The organism is Photobacterium sp. BZF1 (assembly GCF_014349205.1).
GTDB lineage: Bacteria > Pseudomonadota > Gammaproteobacteria > Enterobacterales > Vibrionaceae > Photobacterium.
Genome location: NZ_JACSOF010000277.1, coordinates 1 through 2521 on the forward strand (window position 1 = coordinate 1; position 2521 = coordinate 2521).

Here is a 2521-nt window from a genome sequence, read left to right on the forward strand (position 1 = left end):
TTCCGATAATGTGGGAGTTGTTCATGTGGCACTTTCCTTTAAAGACTAAACCAGTTCAAGTTTAGCTGTAGGGAGGGACGTACCATCTCATTAAGTGTGCTGAAGTATGCATATTGGTCATTAGATCTTGTATGGAACAAAGCTCCCCCTATCAAGGAGAGCATTATGGGTATGAATGCCAGTTAACAGTGATAATCAAGCAATCTTTGCTCGAAACCTACTAAAGGTTGTCGATATCAACAATAACCAGTTGATTCTCAGTTAGAGAGCCTAAAACAACCTTATCTCCCACTTGCCTTGCTGAAGTTATATTTGTAGAAACTTCACCTGATTCATCATGATAACTCTCCAAATATTCTCCTTCACCGGACACGAGTACCATTAGCCCGTGGGGCGATGCAGTTGGCATCATGCTAGAAGGAAGCGACGCTGCTGCTTGTTTTAGCAAAGGGTACTTGTGCAAAAAATCAAGGGTATTCATACGCTTCGCAAAAAATGTAATCAAGTAATTTCCAGAGTTTGTTGTGGTAATCCCATCAGGGTATCCAGGTAAATTGCTAACGAATACTTCGTCTTTACCTTTTTTACTTCCTTTAAGCCATACTTTGCGTGTCTGACTCCTTGAAGATTCGTTTACCAACAGGTAGCTTTCATCTTCACTGAAAGTTAAACCATTGGCGAAATGCAGCCCTTCAAGGATTACTTCAACGTCATTATTAATTGGATTGTAACGCAATAAACGACCGTTACTACCTGCCTCCATCATATCCAGCATATAGTCTTTAAAAGCGAATTTGGTCGTTGAATCAGTAAAATAGACCATTCCATCTGAAGCAACCTTGACGTCATTTGAAAAGCCAATATCTTTCACAACTTGCTTGGTTTCTCGTTCGGGTGTAACCATAAACAACCCTTGATCTGGTACACAAACATAAAGGTTGCCATGGGAGTCGAAATCCATTCCCACAGGATGCCCACCGATGTAAGCATATTTTTCTACAGTATTTTCCAATGATACCTTGTAAATATGTCCGTCGAGTGTCCCAGTATAAATGAACCCATTCTCATCTATAGCTGTGCCTTCTGGTCCTTTGAGGGCTCCTTTTCCTAAATGGATACCAGACTCTAGGGCTGAGTTGATAGCCAAAGGACCTATGAATTGGGGTTTATGGTCTGGCGAAAAATCAACACGTTCGATTTTACTAGACAGCACAAGATAAGTAGGGAGCACAGTACCAACAACAAGTATTCCTGATAGCAGTGCCTTCATTAGTTTTTTATTCATAGCGATTTTCAATATCTTAATTCTACAATCAACAGGTGTTGATTATGATACACTTGTGGTTTTACAGGGCGTCACAAACCCATGCTGTGTCCCTTAAGCAACATCTTTATGTTTTTTGTCTTCGAAAAGTGAGGTCACATGGTTGATAGAAGAGTAAATAGAACTAGAGTAGCTCTTAAAAAATCATTCATTCAGCTATTGAAAGTGAGTGAGTTGAGTAGCATCAGTGTTAAACAACTTACAGATACAGCAGATATTAATCGTTCAACTTTCTATAAACATTTTGATGATATTTACAGCATCTATGAGTGGCTAGAGGATGAAGCTGTAGCAGAGTTATCTGAAGTTATCGAGAGTTATGGGCACTGCAAAACAATCGGAAATTGTCCAATTAGCATGTATGAGAAACTGTTATTGACCATAAAAGCAGAGCCAGTGCTTTACCAGCTCATGTTCAATGAAAAGAAAGGTATTAGTTTCATTTCAAAGTTAGGGAATCAATTTCATCAACTGACTCTTCGAAAGGAGATCAAGACAGATGAAGAGCTGATGATGCGGAACTATATCTTGTATGGAATGATTGGCATGATAAAAGCGTGGATAGATAAATACATGGAGATGCAAGTGACTGATATGGCAAGTTTACTAAAACAATCGGTTGATAAAAGTTTAGGGTAAACCAACAGATTTTTTTCAATTGTAGTGGATGAGAAAAATTGGCCACTCGATTAGAGGCTATTTGCCAGATCTCTGGTAATCCATCAAATGCTATATTAGCAAAATCCCTGGCAAACTTTTGTCTAGAGACTTGCTGGTTGAGGCTCTGTCTCACTTTTGCCCCATTTAGTATATGGAATACACGTATCTGCAAAGATGTGAAAGTTATTATGCTAACTGCAATGCAGTTGAGCATGATAACGGTACTACTGGTGGCAAATCTGCAGATCAGCAGCTGGTAACATTTTGCAGCACTTCAGTGTTTGGCCCAAGCCGTATTGGCTCGTAACCTTACGACTATTGCAGACTATGAACCAAGAGAACGTACCCATGACTAACGCCATCGACAGACGGCATCAGACTACTATCCAGTCTATTTCTATGCTGCTTAAAGCGCATGATATAACTAGCCTTAAATCGCTCAAGGCAGCCTGCCTCAATAACCGTGAGTTCATGGCCGAATGGCTCGCTATCTGGCAGGATTGTGCCCGAAACAACGGCGGAAAGCTAAGCCTAGGC

General features: G+C 40.3%; 3 protein-coding genes. 2 read left to right on the top strand and 1 reads right to left on the bottom strand.

Annotation, left to right across the window (positions count from 1 at the left end):
* Positions 1 to 220 precede the first annotated feature (220 nt).
* On the bottom strand, positions 221 to 1285 hold the full coding sequence (locus tag BIZ37_RS29865) for an SMP-30/gluconolactonase/LRE family protein (protein ID WP_187464631.1): 1065 nt from the start codon (positions 1283 to 1285) through the stop codon (positions 221 to 223).
* A gap of 138 nt (positions 1286 to 1423) precedes the next feature.
* On the opposite strand from BIZ37_RS29865, the gene BIZ37_RS29870 reads away from it, so the two are divergent.
* Both BIZ37_RS29870 and BIZ37_RS29875 read left to right on the top strand, forming a co-directional pair.
* Positions 1424 to 1963: a TetR/AcrR family transcriptional regulator gene (locus BIZ37_RS29870; RefSeq protein WP_187464632.1), complete on the top strand. Its 540-nt coding sequence runs from the start codon at positions 1424 to 1426 to the stop codon at positions 1961 to 1963.
* Between the two features lie 369 nt (positions 1964 to 2332).
* Positions 2333 to 2521, top strand: a 189-nt coding sequence (locus BIZ37_RS29875) for a hypothetical protein (protein ID WP_187464633.1), incomplete at its 3' end; no start/stop codon positions are given.